Source organism: Bacillus alkalicellulosilyticus, from assembly GCF_002019795.1.
GTDB lineage: Bacteria > Bacillota > Bacilli > Bacillales > Bacillaceae_F > Bacillus_AO > Bacillus_AO alkalicellulosilyticum.
The window spans coordinates 3,538,181-3,561,239 of the sequence record NZ_KV917381.1; the positions used below are offsets into that span (position 1 = coordinate 3,538,181).

Below are 23,059 nucleotides of genomic sequence, written 5' to 3' on the forward strand. Positions count from 1 at the left end.
ATCCCTCCATTTAAGAAACGTGCGTCGGAGTTTTTGTCTTCGTTACTTTTGTACCGGCAATGGAACCATCCTTCGTTAAGGTCGTTCCTTTTCCATTCACAATCATAACTTCTTCAATTTCTCCTTGTAAGCTTTTAATCGCAGCTTTTACTTTTGGAATCATGCCACCGTATATGACACCTGACTCAATTAATTGTTCTACTTCCTCAGTTGTTACGTGTTCTAATAATTGACCATCGTTTAAAATTCCTGGTACATCGGTAACAAATAATAACTGTTTGGCTCCTAAGCCATCAGCAATCGCTCCTGCCGCACTATCTGCGTTAATGTTATAACGTTGGCCATCCGTACCAAATCCAATTGGGGCAATAACAGGGACAAGGTCATTGATTAAAAATTGCATTAACATTGTTTTATTTACGCTCTCTGGTTCACCCACAAAACCTAATGATTCAAAATGAATTGGCTTTGCTTTAAGAAGTTGGCCATCACAGCCTGAAAGACCAATGCTATTTAAGCCTGAGATTTGCAGCTTCATCACTAGATTTTTATTGACTTTCCCGCAAAGAACCATTTCTGCTGTCTCTAGTACATCCTTCGTTGTTTTGCGAAGTCCGTTGACGAACTCACTTTTAATTTTTAACACTTGAAGCATTTTATTGATTTCGGGACCCCCACCATGGACAATGACAGGAGCCTTCCCAGAATCTTTTAATACTTTTATACTTTTGTAAAAGTCATCAGACAGTTCCCCGATTGTACTACCGCCACATTTTACAACTACAATTTCCTTCATGTTCCTCTCCCTCTAATTCAAACTTTGTTACGTACGGTAACCCGCATTGATTCGGACATAATCATACGTTAAATCGCAACCCCAGGCTTTCCCATAGCCATCTCCCACATGAAGGTCGACGATAATCTCTATATTTTCATTTTGTAAATACGCTTTTGCTTCTTCTTCTGAAAAAGGAAGTGGTTGACTCTCTTTTAAGGTTTGAACTGGTCCAAGAGCAATATCAATTGTTTCTGGATTAATGTCAGCACCACTATAGCCTACTGCACAAATGATTCGTCCCCAGTTTGCATCGGTTCCATATATAGCTGATTTCACTAAATCAGAACCTACAATGCTTTTGGCTACCTTTCCAGCTTCTTCATCTGAAATGGCGCCATTTACCGTCACTTCAATAAGCTTTGTTGCGCCTTCTCCATCACGTGCAATTTTCTTCGCTAATGCCTCACACGTTTTTTCCAAGCCACTTAAAAATAATGGCCATTCTGGATGCTCTTCAGTAAGAGTGTCATTACCCGCTAATCCACTTGCAAGAACAACGACCATATCATTTGTCGATGTATCTCCGTCTACTGTAATGCGGTTAAATGTCTTATTTGTAATGAAGCTTAATGCTTTTTGCAATGATGCTGATTCAATGTTGGCATCTGTTGTGACAAAGCCAAGCATTGTTGCCATGTTCGGGTGAATCATACCAGAACCTTTTGCTACACCACCGAATGTAACTTCAACATTATCAATTGTTGTTTTAAAGCAAGCATGTTTTTTTACTGTATCAGTTGTTAAAATAGCTTCACTAAAATCTATTGCTCCAGACATCGATGATTCCGGTTGTAAGCTTTTAATGCCTGCAGAAATTTTATCCATCGCTAAAAACTCACCAATCACACCTGTTGACGTAACAGCCACTTGATGTTCTGGAACTGAAAAGACTTCTGAGCCAATTCTACGCATTTCATATGCGTCCGCGAGTCCTCGTTTTCCTGTACATGCATTTGCATTCCCACTGTTGACGATAACAGCCTTTAGCTTTCCTTCCTTGGCAATGCTTTCTTGAGTGACCTTTAAAGGGGCTGCTTGCACTTTATTTAATGTATATACAGCTGCGCTACTTGAAGGAACCTCACATAGAATCGCTCCTAAATCAAGTCGTTTTCTTTTAACCCCTGTATAAACTCCTGTTGCTGAAAATCCCTTTGGAGTAATAATACTTCCACCCTCAACAGGTATCACTTCATTTTTATGACTTACTGAATGCATGTAATTTCACCTCTAATTTTATTCAACCCACACTTGGTTGGTGCCTAATTCATTTTTACGGATAAAGAGAGATCAGGTTAAGACCTGTTTTTTCATCTAGTCCTAGCATAATATTTAAATTTTGAACGGCCTGACCGGCAGCTCCTTTAACTAAGTTGTCAATCACTGAAACGACCGTAATTCTTCCAGTCCTTTGGTCGTACGTTACACCAATGTCACAGAAATTCGTTCCGTTTACTTCCCTTGTACTTGGGTATTGGCCCTCAGGACGAATTCGCACGAAAGGATTGTTTTCATATGTTGTTTGATAAAGCTCACGTAACATCGATTCGGTTACCTCTTTTGTAGCTTGAGCATAAATCGTTGCCATAATTCCTCTTGTCATTGGAACAAGATGCGTACTAAATGTAACCGTCTCAATACGGCTATCGACTCCATGTAAACCTTGTTCAATTTCCGGAATATGTTTATGTTCATTGACTTTGTAAATTTTAAAATTATCATTCATCTCTGGAAAATGAGTACCAGCTGATGCTGACCTTCCTGCTCCAGATACTCCAGATTTCGCATCTATAATAATTGAATCTGGTCGAATAAGTTGTGATTTTGCCAATGGAAGTAGTCCTAATAAGGTAGCTGTTGGGTAACACCCTGGATTAGATATTAATGAAGCGCCTGCTACATCATCCTTCGCCCACTCCGTTAAACCGTAAACGGCTTGTTGGATAATCTCATCACTTGCCGCTTCAATTCCGTACCATTGCTCATACACTTTTCTGTCTTTGATTCGTAAATCACCAGACAAATCAATGACTTTTAAACCCACATCTACTAGCCCTGGTGTTACTTTATTCGAAATTCCAGGCGGAGTTGACAAAAAGACAACATCTGCTTTCTTTTTTATAAGTTCTGGATCAATTTCTTCAAGCGTCAGATTACATGTATCTTGCATATGAGGATAGCTTTCATCCATCCTAACACCCTGCTGAGAAGAAGAATGTACTGAACTTACTTCAACCTCTGGATGATTGTGTAATAAGCGGATTAATTCAGCTCCACCATACCCTGTTGCACCTATAATTGCTGTTTTCATCTGTTCTCCTCCATTACCCGATACATTTTAATGTTGAGTCTTATTATAAGGGATGAATAAAAATAAATGCAACTGTATTTTTATTTTTTATTTTAATTTTCTTCATTTTAGGTTTTGGAGTTGATTTCGAGAAAATAGTCAAGGTAAAAAACAAAAAAAATCAGGGATAAATCCCTGATTTTAATGATGATGCTCATCTTCTTGTTCTTCATGGTGTTCCTCGTGTTCATCGTGTTCATGATTCATAATTCCTTGGACTTGATCTGGATGTTCTAGTATCGAATCTACATCAGGTTGTCCTACGATTAGCATCTCTTTTTCCATACGATGCATTTCGCATGCAGTCACATGATAATATGCATAATATACACCCTCTGAATCAAAGGTCCATGGTATCGTATATCTTCCTTCCCCTATTTCGGTTGCTTCCACATTATGATGGTAGTCTGAGTTATTATGTTCCCAAATTTCAAAGTCAACCTGCTGGGCATTTTCAATAGGAAGATTATCATGAGTGACCACAGCTTCAAAAAGAACTTCACTTGCTGGTTCTATGTTTTCAGGAGTGATTTGAAAATCTACTTCAATCGGAATAAGAGGGTCCTGACAAACAGCAACCTGCTCTTCTTGCTGACATCCTGTTGAGAATAATAACGGAACTACCATAAAAAGACTAAGTTTTTTCAATTGAGATACTCCTTATTTCACTAATTTTTTTGCTTGTTTTACGATTGGTGCGATATCGGGATCAAGTCCGTCGAATTTTCGGACAATCTTTCCATCCTTATCAATCAAATAAAAACTTGTTCCGTGAATCATATCATTGCTATCTTTAATATCCTGGACAAGTGTTAAAAAAGAATCTGCTGCAAAGCTAGTAATATCCTCATCAGTATATCCTGTAGCAAATGTCCATTTTGAAAAGTCGGCACCAACATTTTCTCCATAACTCTTCAGTCTATCAGGAATATCAAAACTTGGGTCTACAGTAAAAGAAATGAGTCGAGCATTTATATCTTGTTCTATCAATGCATCTTGTAGATTTTTCATATTAGGCGTCATAATCGTACAAACACTTGGGCATCTCGTAAAAATCATATTCGCAATCCATACCTGCCCTTGTAACTGCTCTGTACTAGTTTCTTCTTCATCTTGAGTGGTAAAAGCGAACGGTTCTACATAAAGGTCTGCCTTTGATAAATCTGCTCCACTTTCATGACTTGTATACAGCCACCCACAACCCGAAGTAATGAATAAAAGTAGTATAAATAGAATGCTGATTTTTATATTCATTGTTAACTCCTTTATCGTTTCCTTTGAATATCGAAGGCACTGTAAAAGTTAAAAAAACCGAACTTTCTCAGTGCCCTCGGAATATCTATCTTTTCATTAGACCTTCTTCTTTTCGGTCTAGCATTGATTCCGGTAAGTCACTTAATGATAACCCGTCTGATTGTTTTTCTTTTGAAATCCATTGCTTAAACACATAAGCTATTGTTGCCCCGTAGATTAGTTCCTGCATCACTTTCATAAGGACGCCGCCAAGTTGTTGGTCATGTGCTGCTGAAAGTGGAGAAAAACCACTTGTCCCACCAATCAAATTATAAGGGATATCTGTCCCTGCAGGTAAACAATATGACATCACTGTAGCCCAAATGGTGGGGTCCGTATAAACAGAGTAAACCGCTGAACCTGAAAAGATAATCAATGCACATGCTGGAGTCAATAGCATTCCGTTTACAAATATATAAAGCATTCTACGTAAATCCGTTAATTGGCCCACTTGTGGAAGTGGCGCAAGCATAAACCACCACATCATAAATGCTCCAAAGAAAAGAATGTACTCATATAAACTATGAAGAGCTACATTTTGCATTAGTGTATCAAATACAATAGGAAGATGATAAATCGAAAACATTCCATTAAATAAAAGAACAGCCACTAATGGGTTAAACACAAATTTCCCTATATTCGCAATTCCTGTGGATTGAAGCTTTCTAACAATCGCTGCAAAGAACCATTTTGGCGTTCCAAGAATAAATAAAGGAACGGCGACAATATAAGCGAATACCATTTGAACCATATGAAAGGTTAACATTAAATGGCCTGCGATATAAAATGGACTACCCCATCCTAAGTAAAGCGCCACTAACCCAAGAAAGAAATAAACCTTTTGACTTCTCTTCGCTGGCTCTGAATCGGCAAACTTCATTCTCCACTTTTCTATTAAACGTATATATAGGAATGCAACAATACCTAATATGATGATAAGCTCTGGTGTCCATAAGGCCCGGAAACCAAAGTTTGAAAATAATTGTTCAACCATTGTTTTTCCTCCTATTTTAAAAATCGTTAACTCAAACTTTACATTCTTATCCATAATTTGCATTATAATAAGAAGAAATGTGTTTTTCGAAAAGTCTCCAATTGATACTATAGCACATTTTTTCTTTTTCTCAGACCGTTATCCTTGTCATTTTTGTTACCTTTTTATTAACAATTACTAGAAAAAAGGAGTTTTTATGGACAATCGACATTTAATTGCCTTAGATTTAGACGGTACTTTATTAACAGATGAAAAAAAAATCTCGCCACGTTCGAAACGTACCATCGCAAAAGCAAGAGAACAAGGTCATATTGTAGTGATTGCCACTGGGAGACCTTATCGTGCGAGTGTGGAATATTATCGGGAGCTTCAGTTAAATACTCCGATTGTAAACTTCAATGGGGCTTTTGTTCATCACCCCACTGAAAAAAGTTTCGGTTCCTACCATACCCCTTTAGATGTACATACAGCAAAATTAATTATAGAAACATGTGAAGCTTTTCAAGTTCAAAACATCATTGTTGAAATTATTGACGATTTTTACTTGCGTTATAACGATAAAGTGATTATTGATACGATCATGATGGGTAGGTCCCCTGTAGAGCATGGTAATTTACAGTCGCTGTTGAAAGATGATCCAACATCTATTCTTGTTCACCCTCAAGACCATCATGTTCATGAACTTCGTGACTTGTTAAAAGATGCTCACGCTGAGGTTATTGACCAACGTGTATGGGGTGCGCCGTGGAATGTAATTGAAATTATTAAAGCCGGGATGAATAAAGCGATTGGCTTACAACGAATTAGCGAATATTTTGATATTCCACAGCAACGAATTATTGCTTTTGGAGATGAAGATAACGATTTAGAAATGTTGGAATATGCAGGTAGAGGAATTGCGATGGAAAATGCGATTTCAGAACTTAAAACGGTGGCAAACGAGATTACGCTAAGCAATGAAGAAGATGGGATCGCCATTTATTTAGAGGAAGTATTAGGAATCAGGTAACTTTACATAGACATGTTGAAATAAGGAAAATCTAAGGTAGAACACAGTCAATAACAAAGGAGTGTTTTACATTGTCTAAAAAATCTCGTTCAAAACGCAACATCCAAGAAGGTAAAGACGCCGTTCAACCTCATAATGAAAACAAGCAAGTTCGCTCGATGGCAGAAGCGACAGAAAAACGAATTGACCCCGATAAATTTTATAACGAAGAATCAAATCTATAAGAAAAGACCGGCAAAGCCGTCTTTTCATGAAGCACTGTGCGAAGCCGCTACCTTATTTTCAAAGTCAAACAAAAGTGAGGTTCTTTTGTTTGACTTGTAGCGAGCGAAGCCAGTGCCCCTTCATCGAATAACCGAGAGAAAGGCTGGGACAAAAGGTGATTACTTTATGTCCCAGCTTTTTGTATGTTTGATTGAAGTAGTCATGATATACAGACAATTGAATATAGATGTTGGGAAGAGGGGGAATTGGGATGAAAATTTATGAAGTTCCTAAAGATTCAGACCAATCACTTCGAACAAGGATTGCTGATTTATTAATGGGACAAATGGAGTCATTGGGGAAAGACGATGCTTATGAAAGGTTGATACATGCTATTCATTTAACTCTACACCCTAATTCAACAGCCCATATTTTTGTTGCGGAAAAGGAAGGCCAATTGCTTGGTGCTGCCTTTTTTAACATTGGTGTGAGTATCACAAAGGGCGGACACTATTTGTGGTTAAATGACCTATATGTGCATAAGGAACATCGAAATCAGGGAATCGCTAAGAAAATATTACTGAGTCTTATTTATTGGGCAGAAAATAAAGAAATTAAAGGAATTGAACTTGAAACAGGTATGAATAACGAGGCAACCAAAGCTCTTTACAATTCATTGGGGTTTTATGACATCATTTCAAAACGATATGGGTTTCGGTTTTAAAGGATGACGAGGCAGTCGTCCTTTTTTTGTGTTCTGAGCTTAAAAGTGGGATTGTCCAATCTAAGTTGAATTGCTTGGTAGTACATCTCCTACACTTTTTCCTATCTTTTCAAAATTATCGTGTTTTTCTCAGCGGATGCACTTCTTTTTTTAGGATTATCGCATAGGATAATATCAACCAATTTTACACAATTGCTAACATCACTTGGGTAAAGGGAGTGTGTACGAACATGCCTAAACATTTCTATGAAGCAGAATTCAGTAGTCTTTATATTAAACTAACAAAAGATGCACTCCATGAATTTATAAGGAAACTAATGGACGAAAATTTTTCGCTCTACTGGCGCTATGAAAATGACACCATCTTTCTAATCATTGACAACGAAAATGCTTTATGCGAAATACCGTTCGTACGTAACGAAGATTTTCTTACTCTACATGTCGACCAGTTAACAGTGAACGATGAAATCATTGTGGAGGCTCTCGAGGTCATTATTTCTGAATTTAGTGGAAATGGTGTTGTCAAGAAGTCCACTGGCGGTCCCCTCTATATCACCTCATATAAAACGGGGGACATTCAATCTATTATTGAAATCGATGGGAGTGATAAAATCATTATGAATAAGAACGGTTCAATTATCGAGTACAGAGAGTATGACCATAACCTGGAACCGCAGACTATTTTTCATATGACAAACCTAGAAATAGATTATGAATTGATGGAACTTCACGAAGCGATAGTTGCTGAAGATGAACAACGGGTTCGTTCTCACAAAAAGAGATTAAAGAAATTAGTGAACCGGCGCAAGGAAGTTGCTCAATTTTTATAACACCCTCGACAACTCCACATTTTTTAGCAAGCACCTTACTATGTGCTTGCCATTTTTTCGGGTTCATATGTTTAGTGGAAAAGGCGTTTTACATGTTCTCTTTCGAAAGCGATGTCTCGACCACTGTCACTATCAGCAATGTATAAGCGTAGCTTTTCATAAATATATAGCATGAACATCTCCATCACTTCATCATCACTCATTCCTTTAATTTCAGCGAGAATATCACTACGCTCATAATCTTCTAAGATCGCCGAAACAACGAGTAAAGCATCCTCATTTCCTTGGATATCATTTTCATATAGACGATATAGTTCTTCCGCAAACTTCATATATACCACCTCAAGTCAAAGAATTCATTACCGGTAAAAAATCATCATTGTCACAATACAGTCCTCATTTGTTTCATTCCTATACGTATGTTCAAAATGAGCTGCAAATTGAATCGCATCTCCAACATGAAGATGGTGCATGTGATTAGCGACGGTTAATGTTAATGTTCCTTTTTCTACAAAAACATATTCTTCAACACCGGAAGCATGTGCCTCAGATTGATAATGACATCCTTTATTTAAGGTAACTGAAAAACATTCAAATGGCTTTCCTGTTTCTTTTGGAAAAAGAGGCGTTACATGAAATTGTCCACTTTCTTCACGTAACGGTTCAATGTGGTCACGTCGAACAAGCTTTACCCTCGGAGTCTCCTCTTCAATAAAAGTCGTAAAAGGAACTTGCAATCCATTTGCAATTTTCCATAGCGTACCTACTGTGGGATTAGATTCTCCCCTTTCAATTTGACCAAGCATCGGTTTACTTACCCCTGTCATTTCTGCTAACTTGTCTAAGCTTATCTGACGCTCAGTTCGGATAACACGCAATCGCTTCCCGATGATTTTATTTAAATTTATCTTGTCCATTCACACATTTCTCCTTGCTGATATGTACGTGATATCATACAATATTTACATTATAGCATACAGTAAGAAAGGAAATTCTTAATGGCTACCATCACTTTATCTGAACGACTACAAATAACAAAAGGTTTGCTAGCAGGAATTGGTATTGCCATTGGTTATACTCCTGCTGCACTCACCTTTGGATTATTGGCCAAAAGTACAGGGCTCACTTTTTACGAGACACTCGCGATGAGTACCTTTGTCTTTGCTGGTGCAGCACAATATATGGCACTCACCTTAATCGCTCTAGGAACCGGAGCCTTTGAAATCATATTTACCACGTTTATTGTGAACATTCGTCATTTATTAATGAGTGCATCCGTGAGTGAAAAAATTGAAAGAACACATCCTCTTAAAAAAGCTACAATGGCGTTTGGCATTACAGATGAGGTATTTGCTGTCACCGCAACCCAGCAAGGAAAAGTAACAAGTTCATTTGTCATTGGAGTTGCCGCGATCTCTTATGGAAGCTGGGTCATTAACTCTGGTTTGGGCTATGCCGCTGGCTCCATTTTACCAAATGTTCTGCAAGAAAGCATGGCCATCGCTTTATATGCGATGTTTATCGCCTTGCTGATGCCTTCTTTAAAGAGACACCGAAAAGTACTATCCCTTGCTATTATTGCGGCAATGTTAAATTTATTATTTTCACTATTTATGCCAAACGGTTGGTCAATTATTTGTGCCACTCTAGTGTCTGCCGTGGGTGTAGAAGTAATCGCTGGAAAGGGACGAGATCATGACTAACTCACTAATTTGGATAATTATAGGAATGGCTGTTGTTACATATATTCCTCGGATGTTGCCGTTAGTTTTCTTAGATGCCAACCGTATCCCCCCCATCTTACAAGCGATTTTGCGAAATGTACCCTACGCAGCATTGGGGGCTCTTATCTTTCCTGGTATCTTATTTGTAAACGAGTCGTTGTGGTACGGAATCATTGGCGGAATCACAGCAATCATTGTCTCTTATCTTGGCGCTAATCTAATAGTAGTTGTGATTAGCAGTATTGTTATCTTAACAATATATTCCTATTTTATATAAAGGTTGGGACAAAAGGTTTTTTTCCTTTTGTCCCAACCTCTAAGCAATGAGCGAAACCGCCACTATCGCTTAAAGCCCGTTGTGAGTGGGTTTCTCACAACGGGCTTTGTGGCGAGTGAAGCCATTGCAGACGATAGCTTATTTTGTCCTGGCCTCTATTTATTTTAGTACTAGTTCTTTATGATCTTGAATACTTTTTATGGCACGGTTTACAGCACCACGGTGCTTCCATACCAAAGTGATTACTTCTTCTTCCTTAAGCAACGTTTCGTTTAAGTCAGAATAGTTTTCACCTTTTCCATGAATAGACCAAACTCCAAACGTATTCATTAACGTCATTTGTCCGCCTCTATCCCTGTCTTCAAATACAAAATAATATTTATTTTGCGGCGAATCGAAGTTGGCAAACTGTGTGAAAGAAGAAAGAAATTGTTCAATGTGAAGCTTCTTACTAATCGTTAGCATCTTATCACCATCCTATTTATTTTATTTTGTATATGATTTGATTCTTGCTCTATTAGGAAAATCCTGCATATTTTCAAAACTTTTATATAAAACCTATATTTTTTTAAGATACTGGAAAGATTTATGTTTTTACTTCGTTTTTTTACCATTCTGCTTTTATTATGTGTCAGACAGAGTTACAATGATAGGATAGACTAATTTCGAATCGTGGTGTTTATGCATGTCGAATCAGTATCTTTCACAACCAAATTACAATGAAATAGAAACAACGATAATTGCATTATATAAAGAATTAACGAACCAAAATTATTTAACTGAAATTGATCGTAATTCCATTGCTGGAGCCGTATTGTTAAAGCTAGATAGACTTGAATTAGAAAACCATGAAAAAATAGCTGCGCTCCTCTTAACCATTAACGGCATCCTTTCTTTATCAATGAAATTTTCTACATATCGACCATTTGAACAACGTTTTGTACATTTCTTTACAACGATTATTGATGAAAATCGTGAACTATTCGCTGAGATAGGGATGCAGAGTAGCAATGAATACCATCATGTGATTACTGAAGATATATTATATTTTTACTTTGAATTTCTTTCGACCGAATCTGCTCCATGGGATCGTATATTTAGGTACTGGATATCAAAAGAACAATCGAAACAACAGTTACAAAACTACTTAGCTCTCTTTGTCGAAAAGCAACACGCTAATCCACATCACGTTAGATTAGCGATAATAACTAGCCTTCTGGCTCTATACTGTGAGGATGGGTCTTTATCGATTTCGTATTTACGTCCTCATAAGAAAATAATATCTGCAAGTGATTTATACGACCATTTTTCGTTATTACAAGAAAGAGAAGAATGGGATATGCTTAAGAGCTGGTTAAGTTATTTTAAGTCAAACTGGAAAAATGACCCCATCGTTGAACGCATTTATGACCAAATGGTTTTACATTTGAATGAGAAGCCAAAAGACCATTTCGTTATATGGGAGAAATGGCTCAAGACACCGTCTTTCAAATCTTACTTGGCCAACAAACAGAAATATCAGATTGCGGAAAGTGACATCTCTCATATTCTCTCAATCCTGCATGGTGATTTGTTTAATCCTGCGATAGAACGACTGTACTTACAGATTTTAAACGAAGAAAAAAGAATTACAGAAGCAGTCTCATTTTTCTTACTAGTTGAGAAAAACCCTCTTCAATTAGCGGAAGAAAAAGTAAATTTACTATCTCTAATAAACAAAGAACAACCTGAAAAGCTAATTGCGATTTATCATCAATTTGTCATTCGTTTGGTTGAAAAAAAGACGAGACAGCATTATGAAGAAGCAGTGGTCTTTATTGGGAAACTGCAACGATTGTATAAAAAGCTAGACAAGCAAAGTGAGTTTTCTTCGTACATTCAAAAATTAAAACAACACTATCGCACGTACCGAGCATTAATACAGGAGATGAAGTCCCTTGAATTATAGCTACAATCCGAATAAAATCATTGTTCACGGCGGTTGGATTGAACACAACTTATTTATTTGGGCCGAACAAAAACAACATAAAAAATATAAAGAGTTCGTTAATTTCCAATATCCATTTCTGTTTTCTCCATTTGAGCTAAAACTAGCCTTATTCCGAAATGACCCTGCTTCTTTTTATGGGTCATTCATCCCAACAGAAAAAGCCATAATTACGGTTCCTGTGATTGAAAGACAATTTTATTCACTTGTAGGCGAAGCGATTGTCTATCAAGCCAAAAGCGAGGATACGGAATTTAAGTTTCCGATTGAAGGAATCTGTATTCCAATAGATGAACTAACGACTCACATTGACACGATAATATCATGGACTTCAAGTGGGGATTTAGTGATAGCTGATGATTTAGCGTATTCAATTGCCTTATTAGAAAGGATACGTAACGAAATCGCTAACAAAAATTTTCTACCTTCAGGAAACGGTTCTTGGACGTTAACAAGTTTCGATCCTGCTGAATGGGATGCTGTTATCCCACCTTCAATGGTCTCGCTATCTAAGTCAAGTATGTATGCACAACGGCATTCGAGCTCAGACCATTTCAACTTACTTGAGTTGGTTAATACGCTATGTGATTCTTATCTTCGCACACTTCTGTCTGAAGATGAAGACAGTCACGAAGCATTTTCAAATATGAAAAACGGAAAATCTGAAGTACTACTTACTCATCTAAACGCATTACAATCACAATCAAAAACGAAAGTAACCGACTTAGATGATAAATTTTTGCAGGAACAACTCGGTGCGATAACAGCTTCACCATTTCGCACTGGGATCGCCATTGATGAACCGAAACTAGAAAGTGAACCTTGGATGATTTCGTTATTCGTTCAAGATAAAAAGAATCCTTCTATCGTTGTTACGATTACTGAATTACAAAATGGGCAACACCCATGGAGGGCAAATCCAATCCCTCAACTGAAACAAGACTTACAACAAGCCAAAAGTAAAATTCCGATTCTCTCATCCCTCTCTATGACGAATCCAAAAATAGAAGCATCCAAGGATGAGATTTATCAGTTTTTAACAGAGGATTATGATGAATTACAATCCCTAGGTTTTACAGTTGCTGTTCCTCAATGGTGGAAACGAAAGCAGCAAAAAATTGCTGTTCAACTTAATATGGAAACCTTTGAACGAGGCAACACGTCTGGATTTGAACCTCTACTGAATTGGGAAGGAATCGCAAATTTTAACTACCAAGTTATCATTGACGGATTAGAAATATCAGAACAAGAATTTATGTCACTAGTGAACGAGAAAGAATCCTTTGTGCAAATTCAAGGAAAATGGATGTTTTGGGACCCAAAACAAGCCAATCGTTTAAAAAAACAAATTGAAAAACAAAAAAAGTCATCCTATTCTTCCATTCATGCGCTTCAAATGCAAGACGATGATTTAGACATTCATTTTGATATTGAATGGGACGAAAAAATTCAGGAGCTTATTGATAATATCCAGCAGAAGCAAACGGAACTTCTACCCGTGCCAAGCGGTCTTATCGGAGAATTAAGGCCATACCAACAAAAAGGAATGTCGTGGCTATTGCAAATGAGAAAAGTAGGGTTTGGTGCTTGTCTTGCCGACGATATGGGATTAGGTAAATCGATTCAAACGATTGCCTATATTCTTTCTATCTACGAGCAACCTACATTAGGAAGTCAAGAACCATTCTTGCTCGTATGCCCCACTTCTTTAATTGGGAACTGGGAAAAAGAAATTGCTCAATTTGCTCCTGACTTAAAAGTGTATGTTCATCATGGCACAAGCCGATTAAATGAAACCGAATTTTTACAAGACCGTTCTCAGTTTCATGTCATTATTACGTCGTACGCGATTGCTTTTCGTGATATTGACTTTCTAACCGAGTTTACATGGAATGGACTTATTCTTGATGAGGCCCAGCATATTAAAAACATTGAAACAAAACAGAGAAAAGCGATTAAAAGAATCTATGCTACGCACCGAATTGCTTTAACCGGTACTCCAATTGAAAATCGCTTAAAAGAACTATGGTCGATTATTGATTTATTGAATGATGGATATTTAGGTAGCTTCCAGCACTTTACTACAACGTTTAGTAAAGAAATTGAAGGACAACAAAGTAACGGCGAACGGTTGCAACAGCTTCAGCAACTGATTACTCCTTTTATCCTTAGACGGAAAAAGTCGGATGAATCACTAAAGCTTCAATTACCTGAAAAGAATGAACTGACATATGAAGTTGGGTTAACCTTAGAACAAGCTAGCTTATATCAAGCCATAGTAAACGAGTTGTTTACAACGATTGAAACAGGAACGGAAATGGAGCGTAGAGCTCTCATTTTAAGTAGTCTAACCAAGCTGAAACAGATTTGTAACCATCCCGCTCAATTGTTAAAAGAAAAAGAGCCTCTTGATAATCGTTCTGAAAAGTGGGATTTGTTAATGACTCTTGTTGAGCAAATTACAGATAGAGATGAAAAGCTTCTCATTTTTAGTCAATTCAAAGAAATGGGAGATTTAATTCAACAAGCTCTCTCACAAAAATATAATCAAGAGATTCCATTTTTACACGGGGGATTGCAACGCAGTAAAAGAGAACAACTTATCCAAACCTTTAAAGAGGATGACGATACAAAAATCTTTATTCTTTCTTTAAAGGCTGGAGGAGTCGGTTTAAATTTAACAGCCGCCACTCATGTTATTCATTATGACCGGTGGTGGAATCCCGCTGTCGAAAACCAAGCTACCGATAGAGCATATCGTATTGGTCAAACAGAAGATGTAACGGTTCATAAATTTATCACCAAAGGAACGTTAGAAGAACGAATCAATAGAATGCTTCAAACGAAGCAAAAACTTGCAGAGGATGTCCTAACCGTTGGCGAAAAACAGTTGTCTGAACTCTCTATTGATGAGTTAAAAGAACTATTAATGCTGCGGCAATAAAGGAAGCCACTGAAAAAGTACAAACCAACTTTTTCAATGCCTTTAATTATGGTAGCAATGGCTTCACTCGTTGCCCGTCTGCTTCGAAAAGCCCACTCGTAGCAGACTAAAAAAAAAATTCAACGGTTTACGCACATTGCTAAGAGGGCACTGAAAAAGCTAAAAAACCTAACTTTTTCAGTGCCCTCCAATAAGGAGGAATTCTAATGGCTTCAATGCCGCCACAAAGTCAGAAATATTGGCATCTACAAGGAAAGCTTCCTGATACAAAGGCTATACCTAAACCTCATGAAGAACTCGACGAGCAGTGGAATGCTTTTACCCAAGCCATTTCAACAGCGATTACAAAAAAACAATAAGGAAAACGGCAAAGCCGTCTTAGACTAATTGGAACTAAAATTTTTATACTTACTTATTCTGTAACAAAGAGTCCGAGACAATAGGTTGTTTTTTACCTTTTGTCCCGGACTCTTTACATTACCCGTCTTTTCTAAATAATCCAAACACTCCTGCTGTTTCCACTATATTTGTAAACGCCTGCGGGTCAACTGAATGAATGACTTGTTTTAAATCATACAACTCATATCTAGTAATAACAGTGACTAACATTTCTTTCTCTTCCTCAGAATATCCACCCTTTGCAGGGATTCTCGTAATGCCTCGAGTAATTCGCTCATGAATCGCTTTTCTAAGTTCATCTGGCTTTTTTGTAATGATCATCGCCGTTAATTTAACGTGTCTCGTATGAATGGCATCAATCAATCGAGAAGAAACGTAAAGAGTCACTAAAGTATATAACGCCTTCTCCCAATCAAAAAGAAGACCAGATGTTACAACAATAATCGCATTTAAAACGAAAAAATAAACTCCGACAGGACGGTCACTCATTCTAGAAAGAATAAGCGCAATTATATCCAGTCCTCCCGAGGAAGCACCGTATTTTAATGTAATCCCCGCACCAAATGCAAGGATTACTCCACCAAACACAGCGTTTAGGAGGATATCGCTCGAAATTTCGATAATTGGAATAATCTCTAAAAAGAACATCGTAAAAATAACGTTAACAAAACTATACACCGTGAATGCTTTTCCTATTTTTAACCACCCTATAATTGCGACAGGAATGTTTAAGAGAAATAATAAAATACCAGTTGAAACCGGTAAAACGTATGCTAATAATTGCGCTGTTCCTGTAAAGCCACTAGCAAAAATATTAGCTGGAATTAAAAAGACATTTAATGCAATCGCAATCAAAACGGCTCCAAAAATGATGACAACTAATTTTTTTGCAACTTCCATTCGTTACTCATCCATTCTTTAGTATAAATTCTTTTCAAACCACTCTACTGTTGCTATGACCCCTGCTCGTGATACTTTATGGTCACGATGAGGGTCCGATATAAACACTAACTTTTCCTTAGCGTTTGCATACAAAGGTAAAAGCTGTTGGTACATATTGACCGAATATTGATAAGGTACAACATGATCCTTCTCTCCATGCCAAATTAAAAGAGGTCGTTCCTGTAATACCGTTACATCGCTCGTGACATCATACTCTCTTAAAAGTGAAATTTTATATTCAATTTCCTCTTCGTTAAAGGTATACCCTTTCTTTTTCAACTCAGCTACTTGTGCTTTTGCAAAATGATGATAATAAGGAGATCCCATTAATGAAACAGCAGTCTTAATCCAAGGATATCTTCGTAAAGCTCCATATGTAATAATCGCACCCATTGAAGTCCCTGCTAGCCCTATCGATTGGTCTTTAATAAGTTGACGTTGCTCGAGGTTCTGTTTGATGTCTTCGACTTCATGTATGGCTTCCAAAACAAAGTCCCAAAATAACAACTCTCTTTCTTTTGCTGTAATATTTTTATCACGTTGACCATGATAATTCACATCAGGGAGGATAACTCTAAATCCTTTTTCAGCCAATAAATATCCATAATGTAAGTTATGCTCTTTGGCGCTTTTGAATCCATGGAAAAAAATAACGACCGGTAATGGTTTATTGTCATGCTCTTGCCTTACTACATGTAAAACAGGTACATCCGCCATTGATTCTTGTTTAATGGTTATCATATCCACTCACCTCTATCTCATACTCATTTAGGAAAATTATAACAGTATAATACTTTAGTAGAAAAGTATTAACACTCAAAAAAGTAGGTGGACAAAAGGTTTTTTTACCCTTTTGTCCACCTACTTCATTTACGTTACGAAAGAACTTTTCCGTTTTTGTTCTGTTGTTGTTCATTGTATTTTTTTATAGCATAGAGAGAACCTTCGCTTACCATCGTGTTGTCATGTGTATCATATGGGCTAGGGTGCCCTACTTTTTTAGGAATTTTCTTCTTTCTGTTCCCTTTTATTTTTGATATCAATTGGCTACCCATTTCTTTTATTTTACGTCTGTTCTCTTGATGTAATAATACATAGCTGACAGTCCCAACAATTCCTGCTGTTATGGTTGATTTTGTTCTTTTCTTCATAGTACCCCTCCTAGGATTGGTCTTATGAAACTATACCCTTGTCCACTCTTCCTAAAACCTGCATGATTTTTACCAAAACTGAACACCCTATTCACGACTAGAATGAGAAGGAGGATTTCACAATGGTCACAAAAGATGACGACAAGAAGAAAAAAGACAACAATGCAAAAAATCATGAAAAAAATATACTTCGCGAGAAAAATGCTGAACAAGGGAAACACCAATACTCTAAAAAAACCGACCACTTATAAAAAAAGCGACAAAGTCGTCCTTTTTTTGAAGCAAGGAGCGTAGCCACTGCCTTCTTTTTAAAGTGTTTTACAAGTGCCTTCCTTGTAAAACACGCGCAATGTGCGAAGCCCTTGCCCTTCCCTGAGTTATCCTACAAGACATCTCTGAACTTTCTTAAACTTTATACTTTGAAAAAAGTCGACTGTCCTAAAAGAACAGTCGACTTTTTTACTTATATAACTCTTTTACATCCGTAATCACTTTCTCTAATCCTGATTTCGTTTCCCCTTGCCAAGAAAGCATGCCACCCGAGTAATTTGTTACATGTTGTAGACCGTTTTCCTTACAGAACAATGCCACATTTTGACTTCGTCCCCCACTACGACAAACAAACACATACTCTTTTTCTTTATCCAACTCTTCAATGACCATTGGAAAATTACGCATTGATAAAAGGGGCACATTAGGAATATGCGCTTCTTCATACTCATCTGGCTCACGAACATCAATAATAATTTTATTTGTCTTATTATCCTTTACTAACTCTTCTAACTGTTTAAAATCTATTTGTGGAATTCCATCAACTTCATAACTCAATCTAAGTCACCTCTTTGTAAGTATCGTCTTACTTCGAACTTTCTTCTATTTTTGCCTGATTTCTAAGCTTCCATAAACGATAGGAATGACTAACAACTACTTTAAGAACAGCATAGGTCGGTACCGCTAAAATTAAACCTAATAACCCAGCAAAGCGCCCTGCCGCTAAAATGAGAAGAATGATGGTCAACGGATGAATAGCCAACTTTCTACCCATTACTTGTGGTGAGATTAAATTACTTTCCACTTGCTGGACAATAACAACAACTATAATCACAGCTAGCGCCATTAATGGGGAGTGAAGAACCCCAACAATAACTGCAGGCACTGTCCCAATCCAAGGTCCAATGAATGGAATAACATTTGTAAACATAGCTACTAATGCTAATACCAACGGATACTCCAGTCCGATTATTAAAAAACCAATATACGCTAGCACCCCTACACAAAAGCTAACAATTATTTGCCCTTGTATGTATGAACTAAGGGCTTTATCCATATCCCCTAATATACTTTGTGCATCTCTTTGTTGTTTATGTGGTAAAAAACGCAAAAGAAAGGCTGGAGCCTTCTCCCCTTCTTTCAACATATAAAAGAGGATAAATGGGATAATGACCACAATAAGCACGGCATTCGTGATAAATCCAATAAATGAAGCTAAATTAGTACCAATCGTAGATAAGAAATTATTCAAGAATGAGGTTAACTCAGCACTTATCTGTTCAAAAGAGAAGTTTTCATTTAATTGAAAACGGGCAAAATACTCGTTTTCTTGAAGATTTATAATTATAAGTCTGACATCGTTCATAAGCTCAGGTATGTTTTTGACAAAACTATTTAACTGTTTCTGTAGCTCCGGTCCAATTACTAAAAATAAAGCTGTCATCACTGCAGCTACAGTTAAATACAAAATGATTATTGCATAAACTTTAGGCATTTTTCTAGATAATAAATTAACAAATGGCCGAAACAAATAATACAAGACACCTGCTAATAATACTGGCGCAAACAAAGTTTGAATTAAGACGACAAGTGGCAGAAAGATAAAATCCACAAGTGTCGCTAAATAGATAATAAGTAAGATGATAATTAAGGCATAGCCTATTCGAAAATATTTCCCTTGAGGCACTTCCTCACCCCTCATATGTATTTACACGTAGTCATTATACCATGTTTTACCTATATTCTTAATAGATTTATTCACTTTTTTGTTTACGGTCAGACATACCCCTTCTATATTCAGTAGGAGAAATGCCTTCATATTGTTTAAACAGTCTTGAAAAATAAGTTTCATCTTGGATACCAACTTCTTTTCCGATTGCATTTACCTTCTTATTAGAGGTTGCTAATAACCGTTTAGCTTGTATCATACGATATTGATTTAAATAGTTCACTGGAGTAATCCCCATCGTTTTTTGCATACACCTCGTCAAATAATCTGGATGAAATAACAGTTCTTTGGCAATATCGCTGATTTTAATCTGCTGTTGATAATAAGCGTGAATATAGGAAAGTAAGCTATTAGTCACTTGTTCAGCACTCGTTGGAATCGTCACCGCTTCTATTTGTAATAATCTCATGCATTCACTAAAAACCATTTGTTGTTTTAGCATCGTAGCTGGATTTTTCTCCTCTGAAAGAGCAATTAACTCATCTAGCTCACGAAAAAAAGGCTCCGGCGTTCGCAGTGTCGAGTATCTTGGAATTTGAAATTCAAAAGAAGCTGGTCTTGTATACGTTCCTTCTTTCTTGACGATTTTTGACCAGTCAATATCTTCTTTTTCCTTTAAAGTATATCCTCCTGGTAACGAAAAGTGGACCCACTCATAAACGGTTTTCTCCTTACAAGCCAGACTTCCTCCATGTGAATGACCAGGGGCCAGTAGTAAATATTGGTTAGGATTTATCTCATACTCGTAACCGTTTTCATGCATATACAAGGTTCCTGACTTGACAATAATTAAGTCGAAAACTGAAAAACTCGAACGATAAAAATGCTTGTCTCCCTTGTCAAATAAAGCTACTCCCGCTTTTATAAAAGTAGGATATGGCGGACAATGAAATGATAAAATACTCAGAATTTTCACCTCCAAAACTTCACTAAAATAAGTCGGATTTGTTAAAGGTAAATCGTGTTTTTATCTATCTATTATATCATAATCCTTATATACTAATATTACTTTTGAAAATACAACGTACTGGAAGAGTTTTTACAAATCAGTAGCGTTAGACTAGGTTAGGTGGGTTCTTATGAAACCTGAAAATAAAAAAAACGTTAAAAATTTATCATTATTTGCCCTTACATGGCCAATATTTATAGAAATTTCTCTTCATATGTTAATGGGAAGCGCAGATACATTAATGCTAAGTCAATATTCCGATGACGGTGTTGCCGCTGTTGGAGTGGCCACTCAGATATTATCATTGATTATCGTTATGTTTGGCTTTATTGCCACTGGTACAAGTGTATTAATTGCACAGTACATGGGAGCGGGCCGAGAAGAGGATGCGGCTAAAATAGCTGTCGTTTCTTTAGTGGCTAATCTCGCGTTCTCGTTAGTACTCGGGCTAATTATTGCTCTTGGTAGTACGACGATTTTAAACTTAATGCAAATCCCTGTTGAACTTATGGATATGGCGATGATATACCTTATTATTGTAGGGGGAACCTCCTTTACTCAAGCTGTCTTAATGACAGCAGGTGCCATTATCCGAAGTCATGGTTTCACAAAAGATGCAATGTATGTCACTATTGGAATGAATATTATCAATGTGGTTGGAAACTATTTATTCCTATTTGGACCATTTGGAATTCCAGTTCTCGGAGTTACAGGTGTAGCCATTGCCACCGCTGTGAGTCGTATACTCGGACTTATTTTGCTCATGATTTTACTTTATAAGCGCGTAAATGGAAATTTACCATTCTCATATTTAAAGCATCATCCTAAAAGAGAATTGGGCAATTTATTAAAAATAGGTATCCCTTCTGCAGGTGAGCACTTATCTTATAACACAGCACAGCTAATGATTACCTTTTTTGTCGCGATGCTTGGGACAGAGGCCCTTACAACAAAAGTCTATGCACAAAACTTAACGTTTTTTGTCAGTCTTTTCGCATTTGCCCTTAGTCAAAGTAATCAAATTATCATCGGGCATCAAATTGGAGCAAATAAAATAAAAGAGGCCTATCATCGTTGTTTACGAAGTCTTTATATTGCGTTTACAGTTTCCGCATTAACTGCCGGAGTGTTCGCTTTGTTTAAAGACCAACTTCTAGGCATTTTCACAGATAACCTAGAGATTATCGCTCTCGGTGGAATTCTGATGCTTCTTACAATTATTTTAGAACCTGGGCGTGCCTTTAATGTGATTATTATTAACTCATTACGTGCAGCTGGTGATGTTAAGTTCCCAGTATATATGGGAATCTTGATTATGTGGGGAGTTGGCGTTCCAGTTGCTTATATTTTCGGTATTCATTTTGAACTTGGATTAATTGGAGTTTGGATTGCGTTTATCGTTGATGAATGGGTACGTGGTGTCATTATGCTTCTTCGTTGGAGAAGTAAAAAGTGGCAAAAAATGTCGTTTGTTCGTTCTGATGAGGCAGCCTCGTAAGAATAGTTTAATTGAACTCGCTACTAGAGTCTTGTCTCGTAGCGAGTTTTTCTTTTTTAAAGTTTCCCTGTAACCTTTTTTTTCGAACATCGACTAATAGGGTGAAAATAAAAATAGTAGAGAGTAAAAGGGGTTATTAAAAATGAAAAAGTTAAAAATTAAACGCACCTTACAAACTGTAGCTTTAGCAACAATCGCAACATTCGCACTGACTGGTTGTGGAACGGCAGATGATTCTCCGTATGAGCAAACAACAGGAAACGAGCCAACACAAGCCGAAGAAGAGGTTATAGAAGAACAACCTACCAATGAAGAGACGGAGAAACCAGAAGAAGCTCCTACGATTGTTGAAGGAGAGAACGAAGTTACCCGACTGATAGACCAAGTAATAACTTTTGACATTGAAGGTGAACTTCACGAGGAATCTGGCTTCCTTCGTCAAAATGACAATAATACGTATTCATTATATGTTCTTGAAGGATATGACTTAGTGGCGGAAGAACCCAACAAAGATGTTATCATTGGACCAAATGATGATATGTTTGCTCGAATTGAAGTCGCTGAAGGCGGAAATATTGAAACGTTAAAAAATACGATTAAAGAGACAGCACTTGCCGTAGATAAAGACGCATTCATAAACGATACATTTCACCCTACCCCCTTCTTAGAAGGTGCCGTTTGGTATAAAGCGTACTCCGGTGATGTCGTTGTCAATTACATTTTAATTACAAGCAAAAAACATCCAATCATTTTAACTCTGCAAACACCAAGAGAAGGAGAATACTACCACCGCCTCATGGCAATGGTTGAAACGATTGAGTTCAAGTAAAATCTAGAGGGTGGGACAAAAGGTTGTTGACCTGAGGGCACTGAAAAAGTTAAGTTTTTAACTTTTTCAGTGCCCTCTTAGCAATGTGCGTAACCGTTGAATATTTTAAAAGCCTGAT

27 protein-coding genes are annotated in these 23,059 nt (G+C 37.1%); 12 read left to right on the plus strand and 15 right to left on the minus strand.

Translation table 11 applies throughout. The annotated features are described in order from the left end of the window. Positions 1-10: 10 nt before the first annotated feature. The 6 genes from argB to ctaG all read right to left on the minus strand — a co-directional run bounded on the left by argB (position 11) and on the right by ctaG (position 5,475). A complete protein-coding gene (gene argB, locus BK585_RS17805) occupies positions 11-796 on the minus strand; it encodes an acetylglutamate kinase (RefSeq protein ID WP_078555285.1) in 786 nt (261 codons plus the stop codon). Positions 797-823: 27 nt separating this feature from the next. After that, positions 824-2,056, minus strand: coding sequence for a bifunctional ornithine acetyltransferase/N-acetylglutamate synthase (gene argJ, locus BK585_RS17810; protein ID WP_078555286.1), 1,233 nt, complete (start codon positions 2,054-2,056; stop codon positions 824-826). Positions 2,057-2,111: 55 nt separating this feature from the next. After that, the gene (gene argC, locus BK585_RS17815; protein ID WP_078555287.1) at positions 2,112-3,149 is read right to left on the minus strand and encodes an N-acetyl-gamma-glutamyl-phosphate reductase; all 1,038 of its coding nucleotides are present in this window, start codon (positions 3,147-3,149) and stop codon (positions 2,112-2,114) included. A 180-nt stretch (positions 3,150-3,329) separates the two neighbouring features. After that, positions 3,330-3,836 (minus strand): FixH family protein, encoded by a 507-nt coding sequence (locus BK585_RS17820; protein ID WP_078555288.1) that lies wholly within the window; start codon positions 3,834-3,836, stop codon positions 3,330-3,332. A 12-nt stretch (positions 3,837-3,848) separates the two neighbouring features. After that, complete coding sequence (locus BK585_RS17825; RefSeq protein WP_139367588.1) at positions 3,849-4,442, minus strand: SCO family protein; 594 nt, start codon at positions 4,440-4,442, stop codon at positions 3,849-3,851. Positions 4,443-4,527: 85 nt separating this feature from the next. Then, the gene (gene ctaG / locus BK585_RS17830; RefSeq protein WP_078556891.1) at positions 4,528-5,475 is read right to left on the minus strand and encodes a cytochrome c oxidase assembly factor CtaG; all 948 of its coding nucleotides are present in this window, start codon (positions 5,473-5,475) and stop codon (positions 4,528-4,530) included. Between the two features lie 196 nt (positions 5,476-5,671). On the opposite strand from ctaG, the gene BK585_RS17835 reads away from it, so the two are divergent. The 4 genes from BK585_RS17835 to BK585_RS17845 all read left to right on the plus strand — a co-directional run bounded on the left by BK585_RS17835 (position 5,672) and on the right by BK585_RS17845 (position 8,242). After that, positions 5,672-6,484: a Cof-type HAD-IIB family hydrolase gene (locus tag BK585_RS17835; RefSeq protein WP_078555290.1), complete on the plus strand. Its 813-nt coding sequence runs from the start codon at positions 5,672-5,674 to the stop codon at positions 6,482-6,484. 71 nt (positions 6,485-6,555) lie between these two features. Beyond that, positions 6,556-6,708 (plus strand): hypothetical protein, encoded by a 153-nt coding sequence (locus BK585_RS24165; RefSeq protein WP_170885638.1) that lies wholly within the window; start codon positions 6,556-6,558, stop codon positions 6,706-6,708. A gap of 251 nt (positions 6,709-6,959) precedes the next feature. After that, positions 6,960-7,412 (plus strand): GNAT family N-acetyltransferase, encoded by a 453-nt coding sequence (locus tag BK585_RS17840; protein WP_078555291.1) that lies wholly within the window; start codon positions 6,960-6,962, stop codon positions 7,410-7,412. Between the two features lie 230 nt (positions 7,413-7,642). Then, entirely contained in the window at positions 7,643-8,242 is a 600-nt protein-coding gene (locus tag BK585_RS17845; RefSeq protein ID WP_078555292.1) for a hypothetical protein, read from the plus strand. Positions 8,243-8,313: 71 nt separating this feature from the next. Here BK585_RS17845 and BK585_RS17850 read toward each other — a convergent pair whose 3' ends face one another. After that, the gene (locus BK585_RS17850) at positions 8,314-8,574 is read right to left on the minus strand and encodes a DUF6154 family protein (RefSeq protein WP_078555293.1); all 261 of its coding nucleotides are present in this window, start codon (positions 8,572-8,574) and stop codon (positions 8,314-8,316) included. A gap of 27 nt (positions 8,575-8,601) precedes the next feature. Further along, positions 8,602-9,159, minus strand: coding sequence for a helix-turn-helix domain-containing protein (locus BK585_RS17855; RefSeq protein ID WP_078555294.1), 558 nt, complete (start codon positions 9,157-9,159; stop codon positions 8,602-8,604). A gap of 81 nt (positions 9,160-9,240) precedes the next feature. Here BK585_RS17855 and BK585_RS17860 point away from each other — a divergent pair, with 81 nt between their 5' ends. Both BK585_RS17860 and BK585_RS17865 read left to right on the plus strand, forming a co-directional pair. Continuing rightward, on the plus strand, positions 9,241-9,945 hold the full coding sequence (locus tag BK585_RS17860; RefSeq protein ID WP_078555295.1) for an AzlC family ABC transporter permease: 705 nt from the start codon (positions 9,241-9,243) through the stop codon (positions 9,943-9,945). Further along, positions 9,938-10,243, plus strand: coding sequence for an AzlD domain-containing protein (locus BK585_RS17865; RefSeq protein ID WP_078555296.1), 306 nt, complete (start codon positions 9,938-9,940; stop codon positions 10,241-10,243). Before BK585_RS17860 ends, BK585_RS17865 begins: the two co-directional genes overlap by 8 nt. Before the next feature lie 159 nt (positions 10,244-10,402). On the opposite strand, the gene BK585_RS17870 is transcribed toward BK585_RS17865, so the two are convergent. Beyond that, positions 10,403-10,708 carry a hypothetical protein gene (locus BK585_RS17870; RefSeq protein WP_078555297.1) on the minus strand — a complete coding sequence of 102 codons (306 nt, stop codon included), beginning with the start codon at positions 10,706-10,708 and terminating at the stop codon, positions 10,403-10,405. Between the two features lie 220 nt (positions 10,709-10,928). Here BK585_RS17870 and BK585_RS17875 point away from each other — a divergent pair, with 220 nt between their 5' ends. From BK585_RS17875 to BK585_RS24170, 3 genes are all read left to right on the plus strand, one after another. Further along, entirely contained in the window at positions 10,929-12,191 is a 1,263-nt protein-coding gene (locus BK585_RS17875) for a hypothetical protein (RefSeq protein ID WP_078555298.1), read from the plus strand. After that, entirely contained in the window at positions 12,181-15,174 is a 2,994-nt protein-coding gene (locus BK585_RS17880) for a DEAD/DEAH box helicase (protein WP_078555299.1), read from the plus strand. The genes BK585_RS17875 and BK585_RS17880 overlap by 11 nt, the downstream gene beginning before the upstream one ends. Positions 15,175-15,380: 206 nt before the next feature. Beyond that, a complete protein-coding gene (locus BK585_RS24170; protein ID WP_170885639.1) occupies positions 15,381-15,533 on the plus strand; it encodes a hypothetical protein in 153 nt (50 codons plus the stop codon). A 118-nt stretch (positions 15,534-15,651) separates the two neighbouring features. Here BK585_RS24170 and BK585_RS17885 read toward each other — a convergent pair whose 3' ends face one another. From BK585_RS17885 to BK585_RS17895, 3 genes are all read right to left on the minus strand, one after another. Further along, positions 15,652-16,473: a YitT family protein gene (locus tag BK585_RS17885; RefSeq protein WP_078555300.1), complete on the minus strand. Its 822-nt coding sequence runs from the start codon at positions 16,471-16,473 to the stop codon at positions 15,652-15,654. A gap of 18 nt (positions 16,474-16,491) precedes the next feature. Beyond that, positions 16,492-17,256 carry an esterase gene (gene yjfP / locus BK585_RS17890; RefSeq protein ID WP_078555301.1) on the minus strand — a complete coding sequence of 255 codons (765 nt, stop codon included), beginning with the start codon at positions 17,254-17,256 and terminating at the stop codon, positions 16,492-16,494. Between the two features lie 134 nt (positions 17,257-17,390). Further along, positions 17,391-17,666, minus strand: coding sequence for a hypothetical protein (locus tag BK585_RS17895; RefSeq protein WP_078555302.1), 276 nt, complete (start codon positions 17,664-17,666; stop codon positions 17,391-17,393). 122 nt (positions 17,667-17,788) lie between these two features. On the opposite strand from BK585_RS17895, the gene BK585_RS17900 reads away from it, so the two are divergent. Beyond that, entirely contained in the window at positions 17,789-17,917 is a 129-nt protein-coding gene (locus BK585_RS17900; protein ID WP_078555303.1) for a DUF3941 domain-containing protein, read from the plus strand. A 208-nt stretch (positions 17,918-18,125) separates the two neighbouring features. Here the strand turns inward: BK585_RS17900 and BK585_RS17905 are convergent, their stop codons facing one another. The 3 genes from BK585_RS17905 to BK585_RS17915 all read right to left on the minus strand — a co-directional run bounded on the left by BK585_RS17905 (position 18,126) and on the right by BK585_RS17915 (position 20,581). Continuing rightward, positions 18,126-18,494, minus strand: coding sequence for a rhodanese-like domain-containing protein (locus BK585_RS17905; RefSeq protein ID WP_078555304.1), 369 nt, complete (start codon positions 18,492-18,494; stop codon positions 18,126-18,128). 28 nt (positions 18,495-18,522) lie between these two features. Continuing rightward, the gene (locus BK585_RS17910; protein WP_170885640.1) at positions 18,523-19,623 is read right to left on the minus strand and encodes an AI-2E family transporter; all 1,101 of its coding nucleotides are present in this window, start codon (positions 19,621-19,623) and stop codon (positions 18,523-18,525) included. 67 nt (positions 19,624-19,690) lie between these two features. Further along, positions 19,691-20,581, minus strand: coding sequence for an AraC family transcriptional regulator (locus BK585_RS17915; protein WP_078555306.1), 891 nt, complete (start codon positions 20,579-20,581; stop codon positions 19,691-19,693). A gap of 163 nt (positions 20,582-20,744) precedes the next feature. Here BK585_RS17915 and BK585_RS17920 point away from each other — a divergent pair, with 163 nt between their 5' ends. Beyond that, positions 20,745-22,112: an MATE family efflux transporter gene (locus BK585_RS17920; RefSeq protein WP_078555307.1), complete on the plus strand. Its 1,368-nt coding sequence runs from the start codon at positions 20,745-20,747 to the stop codon at positions 22,110-22,112. 142 nt (positions 22,113-22,254) lie between these two features. Beyond that, complete coding sequence (locus tag BK585_RS17925; protein ID WP_078555308.1) at positions 22,255-22,941, plus strand: hypothetical protein; 687 nt, start codon at positions 22,255-22,257, stop codon at positions 22,939-22,941. The last annotated feature ends 118 nt before the right edge of the window (positions 22,942-23,059 follow it).